The sequence below is a fragment of the Mesorhizobium sp. M1A.F.Ca.IN.020.06.1.1 genome, from assembly GCF_004023265.1.
Lineage (GTDB): Bacteria > Pseudomonadota > Alphaproteobacteria > Rhizobiales > Rhizobiaceae > Mesorhizobium.
The window spans coordinates 1-6239 of the sequence record NZ_RZSR01000279.1 but is presented as its reverse complement, the minus strand read 5'-3'; the positions used below and the strand labels follow the sequence as shown (position 1 = coordinate 6239).

The 6239-nt window shown below is 65.2% G+C and carries 5 protein-coding genes; 1 reads left to right on the top strand and 4 read right to left on the bottom strand.

The window, feature by feature from the left end:
* Together EOA60_RS14510 and EOA60_RS14505 are read right to left on the bottom strand one after the other, a co-directional pair.
* The coding region (locus EOA60_RS14510) for an aldolase/citrate lyase family protein (protein WP_245502560.1) at positions 1 to 420 on the bottom strand (420 nt) is incomplete at its 3' end.
* Complete coding sequence (locus EOA60_RS14505) at positions 420 to 872, bottom strand: MaoC family dehydratase (RefSeq protein WP_095826116.1); 453 nt, start codon at positions 870 to 872, stop codon at positions 420 to 422. The genes EOA60_RS14510 and EOA60_RS14505, both read right to left, overlap by 1 nt.
* A gap of 150 nt (positions 873 to 1022) precedes the next feature.
* Here EOA60_RS14505 and EOA60_RS14500 point away from each other — a divergent pair, with 150 nt between their 5' ends.
* A complete protein-coding gene (locus EOA60_RS14500) occupies positions 1023 to 2144 on the top strand; it encodes a DUF2336 domain-containing protein (protein ID WP_095826115.1) in 1122 nt (373 codons plus the stop codon).
* Positions 2145 to 2222: 78 nt separating this feature from the next.
* On the opposite strand, the gene EOA60_RS14495 is transcribed toward EOA60_RS14500, so the two are convergent.
* Together EOA60_RS14495 and parE are read right to left on the bottom strand one after the other, a co-directional pair.
* The gene (locus tag EOA60_RS14495; RefSeq protein WP_095826114.1) at positions 2223 to 4289 is read right to left on the bottom strand and encodes an FUSC family protein; all 2067 of its coding nucleotides are present in this window, start codon (positions 4287 to 4289) and stop codon (positions 2223 to 2225) included.
* A 43-nt stretch (positions 4290 to 4332) separates the two neighbouring features.
* Positions 4333 to 6239, bottom strand: a 1907-nt coding sequence (parE, locus tag EOA60_RS14490; protein ID WP_128311531.1) for a DNA topoisomerase IV subunit B, incomplete at its 5' end; no start/stop codon positions are given.

Sequence of the window (6239 nt, the reverse complement as noted above, 5' to 3'; positions counted from 1 at the left end):
GGCGTAGCTCGCGGCAGCCAGCAGGCCGGATGCGGTTTCGGTGATGATCGGCAGGATCTTTATGCCGCCATCCGGCAAGCCGCTTTCGGCCTCGTGCACCCGAAGCTTGGCCGCGAGCTGCTGGACATCCTGTCCGCTGTTCGACTTCGGCAGCATGATGCCGTCGGGTTTCACCGGGACGAGCGCCGCAAGATCATCGTCGGTCAGGCCGGTCGACAGATCGTTGACGCGTACGTAGATGTCGGAGCTGGTCTGCTGTCGGTGGCCGGCGATGAGGTTCGCCGCGACTTTGCGGGCGGCCGCCTTGTTGCCGGCGGCGACCGAATCCTCAAGGTCGACGATGACCACGTCGGCGCCGGCGCCAAAGCCCTTTTCCAGCTTGCGCTCGGAATCGCCCGGCACGAAGAGCAGCGAGCGCATCAGGACGCCTTCTTCATCATCATCGCCTGCCTCGTGCATTTGGCGACAAGAACATCGTTCTGATTATAGGCGCGGTGCTCGAATTCGACGATGCCGCGATCGGGCTTCGACCTGGACTCGCGCACCGAAACGACCGTCGTCTCGACGCGAATGGTGTCGCCGTGGAAAACCGGGTGCGGGAAGACGGTCTCCTTCATGCCGAGATTGGCGACAGTGGTGCCGACGGTGATATCGTTCACCGAGATGCCGATCATCAGGCCGAGCGTGAACAGCGAATTGACCAAGGGCTTGCCCCATTCGCTCTTCGCGGCGAAGTCGAAGTCGATGTGGAGCGGCTGCGGGTTCAGCGTCATCACCGAGAACAGCATGTTGTCGCTTTCGGTGACGGTCTTGCGCAGCGTGTGCCGGAAGACGCGGCCGGCGACGAACTCCTCCAGATAAAGCCCGGCCATGGTCGATCTCCTCCGCTATTCCTGTTTGATAGGCGTTGGTTGCAAAGCCATCAAGCCGGTTAAGAAACATGGTGAACCGTTCGTAAACCATTTTCAGCTTACCGTTCCCAACGGGGCCGAAACGTTTCGGCAAGGGCGTAGCTGATCGGCATGGTTGTTTCGCATTTTCTAAAGTGGATCGATAAGGCAAGGGTTTCCGAGCGCGCCGCCGCCGCGAGCGCGCTGGCCCGCGCCTACATCAATTCCGACCTGCCGTTCGAGGATCGCTGCGCCGCCGAGGCGGCGCTCACGCTGCTGCTCGACGACGTTTCCGCCAAGGTCCGGCAGGCGCTCGCCGAAGCGCTGTCGATGAGCCATCACGCCCCGCCGCAGGTGATCGCAGCACTCGCTTCCGACCAGCCGGAAGTGGCGGCGCTGGTGCTGGCGCGTTCGCCTTTGCTTACCGATGCCGATCTCATCGACCGCGTCGCCTGCGGCCAGAAGGCCACCCAAAAGCTGATAGCCAACCGTCCGGTCGTCTCGATGTCGCTGGCGGCAGCCATCGCCGAGATCGGCGAGCCGGAAGCCTGCGCCACGCTGATCGCCAACAGCGGCGCCGATATTGCATCGCTGAGTTTCCGCCGCATGGCCGAACGGCACGGCCACCTGCCGCTCGTGCGTGAGGCGCTGATCGCCGACGCGCGGCTTCCCGCCGACTGCCGGCACATGCTTCTGGTCAAGCTCGGCGAGACGCTGAAGGGATCGCCGCTGGTGCTGGCACTGATGGGAGCGGCACGGGCAGACCGCGTGATGCGCGACGCCTGCGTGAAGGCTTCGGTGACGCTGATCGAGGGCACCCGCGCCGAGGAGCACGCCGCGCTGATCGAGCATCTCAGACTGCGCGGCGATCTCACCGCGAGCTTCATCATCCGCACCGTCGCGCATGGCAAGGTCGACTTCTTCGGCTCGGCCCTGGTGGCGCTTGCCCAACAATCCGAGCAGCGGGTGAGGGCGTTGCTGGCCGGCGGGCACGACGTTGCGCTGCAGGCGCTGTTCCGCAGCGCAGGCCTCGCCGCCGTCACGCACGGCATCATCCTGTGCGCGCTGAAGATCTGGCGCGAGGTCGCCAACGGCAAGCGTGTCGCCGGCGTGCAGGAGGTGAGCTGGCTGATGTTGAAGGAACTCGGCGGGCAATCGGCCGAGGGCGATCTCGCCGGACTGGTGAAGTCGATCCATCTCGACGCGCTGCGTGAGAACGCGCGCGGGCATGCGCTGGCAATTGCCGCCGCCTAGCGCATGTCGGTATCAGGTGTGGCCGGACTGCAAATGGCAGCTTCCTGCTCGATGCTCACGTATCCCGGCCCGGCCCGTCTAAGGGTGCCCCTTCGCGAAAAAATCCGGATAATCCTGCATCGCGGCAGCGATGATGCGCAGTGAGGCCGCGACCTGAAGCATTTCCGGCCGGTCGCTGCGACCGGCGATGCTCGCCGCATATTCCCGCGCCACGGCGATGGTCGAGGTCTGCGGCTCGCCATGCCTCCCGAACAGCAATTCCCGCGCCAAGCCGCGCAGGAAGTTGCCGATCGACTCCACCGTCTCGCGTGGAACGGCGGAGTTCAGTTGCGCCTGGCGCAGCCGGAGCACTTCGAGGCCGACGGTCACGGCGGCAATGCTGCCGCCAAGAATAGGGTCGCCTTTCCTCCCGGTCTGCTGCAGTTGCGGCATCAACTGGTTGATCCGGTCATAGACCAGGCTTTCGAAGGCCGAACGCCTGGGGACGCGCTCATGCAGGCAAAGGCGCGCCAGGTCCTCGCGCATCGCCGTCGAGATGCGCTCAACAGTGGCCCAGGGATTGGCCGGCAGAACGACGATGAAGACGCCGATGGCGATCAGGATGCCGACCAGGATCGATGCCGATCCGGCGAAGAACGGGCCGGGATCATAGGTCATCATCTGGTGCGGGCTGAGGAAAGCCAGGAAATTGATGGCGAAGGCGGTGGCCACGCCGACATGCCGCGGATTGGCCATGCCGAGCGCTGCCGGCACCAGGATCGGCACGACAAAGAGGGTGAACCAGCCGAAGCCGGGCAGCGCCGGCATTGCGATCTGGCCGACGAGGAAAGCGAAAGGCAAAGCGAGGAGCGTTCCGGTGAAGAAGCCCCAGGCCGACTGAACCGGATCGGGACGTGCCGCGAACAGGCTGGAGACGACGGCGACGAGAATGACGGTGCCCGCCGCCTCCGACCATTTGGTGGTCAGCCAGAAGGCGGCCACCAGAAGCGTGGCGAGCGCGGCGCGCACCGCATTGCGCCAGGCCGCATGATAGTCGCGGTGCACGACCAGGGCCGGCTGCTGCCGCTCACGAGACGTTCGGGAAACCGGCGAGCGAAGCGCATCCAAGCCGCGCATCACCTGCTTCAGCGCCTCCGCGAAATCGGCGGCAATGGTGAGGCGGGTGATGGTGCCGACCTTGTCTTCACCGGGATCGGTGGCCACCGGCGCCGTTTCTCTTGCCCTGATCGCGATTGCCTCGAGCCGGGCCACCCATGGGCCGGTGTCGTCCAACGCGTCGCGCGTCGTAGCGAGTTCCCCGACGATTGCCTTCAACTCGCTGCGAACAGGGATGAGCGTCGCATTCTCCGGCGCGGCATGGGTATGCAGCGCGCGGGCCGCCGAGAGCGCCCACAGGAGCTGTCCGATCGTGCGCCGGACCGGATGGGCGCGGGTCGCGAAGCTCGGCGCTTCGAGGCGCGCATAGGTGCGCATTTCGGCAAGTGTCTGGGCATCGGTGATCAGCTTGCGCTGGAGAGCGGCAAGACCGGCCGGATCGCCGTCGGAAAAGGCGCCTGAGGCGTAGTCGGCGAGATCGAGAATGCTGCGTTTCAGCCTGGAGATGATGGCGTCCGCCGCGAGCTTCGGCAGGATCAGCCGGCTGGTGACGCCGGCGCAGACGATGCCGAGCACAATTTCGGCGCAGCGCGCGACAGCGAGATCGACGACGAGATGCGCCTGCCCGAATGCCGGCAGACTGATGATCATCGCTGTATAGCCGGCAAGGGCGGCGCCATAGGCTTCCGGATTGCGCAGCAGCGAGGAAACGAGGGTGCTGACGCCGATCCATAGTGCCAGCACCGTCACCAAGAGCCAGGGATTGGTGCCGAACAGCGATGTGATGCCGATCGCCGCCAGGCCGCCGGCCAGCGTACCGAGCAGGCGGTAGAAGCCTTTCGCCAGCACCATGCCGGCGACCGGCTGCGCGACGATGAACACCGTCATCATCGCCCATTGCGGATGATCGAGCTTTAAGGCGTAAGCGGCAAGCAGCGCGATCAGCCCGGCAGAAACCGTGCGCAGGGCGAAGATCCAGTCCGAGCGCGTCGGCTGGGTCAGCTGACTTAACGGTGTCCCGGCTAGATCCTTCAGCCGCGTCCAGGTCACATGCAAGTCTCCGTGCCGGAGCCTGTTATGGACCAGTCCGCGTTCAGATATCCAGCACGTCGGCCTCGGCGAATTCGGCACGTTCCTGGATGAAGCGGAAGCGGGCCTCGGGCTTGGTGCCCATCAGCGCGTCGACGGCGTCCTTGGTCGCCTGCTCGGCATCGATCACGTCGACCCTGAGAAGCGTGCGCTTCCTCGGGTCCATCGTGGTTTCCTTGAGCTGCGAGGCCATCATCTCGCCAAGGCCCTTGAAGCGGCCGATCTCGACTTTGCCGCGCCCGGTGAATTCGGTGCGCAGCAATTCGTCCTTGTGCGCGTCGTCACGTGCATAGGCCACCTTACCGCCCTGACGGATCGAATAGAGCGGCGGCACGGCCATATAGAGATGGCCACCGCGGATCAGGTTAGGCATCTCCTGATAGAAGAAGGTGATCAAAAGCGAAGCGATATGCGCGCCGTCGACGTCGGCGTCGGTCATGATGATCACGCGGTCGTAGCGCAGGTCCTCGTCGCGATATTTCGAGCGCGTGCCGCAGCCGAGCGCCTGAACCAGGTCGGAAATCTGCTGGTTGGCGGCAAGCTTGTCGTTGCCGGCGCTGGCGACGTTGAGGATCTTGCCGCGCAGCGGCAGCACCGCCTGGCTGGCGCGGTCGCGTGCCTGCTTGGCCGAGCCTCCGGCCGAGTCGCCCTCGACGATGAAGATCTCGGCGCCGGCCGCGGCGTTCTGCGTGCAGTCGGCGAGCTTGCCCGGCAGGCGCAGCTTGCGTACGGCGCTCTTGCGCGAGACTTCCTTTTCCTGACGCCGGCGCACACGCTCATCGGCGCGCGCGATCACCCATTCGAGAAGCTTCGAGGCTTCCTGCGGGTTGTCGGCCAGCCAGTGGTCGAACGGGTCGCGGATGGCGGTTTCAACGATGCGCATCGCCTCGATGGTGGCCAGCCTGTCCTTGGTCTGGCCAACGAATTCCGGCTCTCGGATGAATACCGACAGCATACCGGCGGCCGAGATCATGACGTCCTCGGTCGTGACGATCGAGGCGCGCTTGTTGCCGATGAGATCGGCATATGCGCGAAGCCCGCGCGTCAGCACGTTGCGGAAGCCCGCCTCATGCGTGCCGCCCTCGGGAGTGGGAATCGTATTGCAGTAGGAGTTGAGGAAGCCGTCGCCGCCGAACCAGGTCACCGCCCATTCCAGCGAGCCGTGGCCGCCCTGCTTGTCGCTTTTGCCCGCGAAGACTTCGCGCGTGACCTGGAATTCGTCGCCGACGGTGGCCTTGAGGTAGTCTTTGAGGCCGCCCGGGAAATGGAACTCGGCTTTGGCCGGAGTTTGATCCTTTTCCTTGATCAGCGAGGGATCGCAGGTCCAGCGGATCTCGACGCCGCCGAACAGATAGGCCTTCGAGCGCGTCATGCGGTAGAGCCGGGCCGGCTCGAAGGCGGCGCCCTTGCCGAAGATCTGCTCGTCGGGATGGAAGCGGGTCCTGGTGCCGCGGCGGTTGTGCACCTCGCCGAGGTGCTCCAGCCCGCTCACCGGAACGCCGCGCGAGAAGCGCTGGCGATAGAGCTGGCGCCCGCGCGCGACCTCGACCTCGAGGTGGTCGGACAGCGCGTTGACGACGGATACGCCGACGCCGTGCAGACCGCCGGAGGTCTCGTAGACCTTGGAGTCGAACTTGCCGCCCGAATGCAGCGTCGTCATGATGACTTCGAGCGCCGGCTTCTTGAACTTCGGATGCGGATCGATCGGAATGCCGCGGCCATTGTCGGTGACGGTAAGAAATCCGTCCGCCGAAAGCTCGACGTCGATGAAGGTGGCGTGGCCGGCCACCGCCTCGTCCATCGAATTGTCGATGACCTCGGCGAAGAGGTGATGCATCGCCTTGTCGTCGGTGCCGCCGATATACATGCCTGGGCGGCGGCGCACCGGCTCCAGCCCCTCAAGCACCTCGA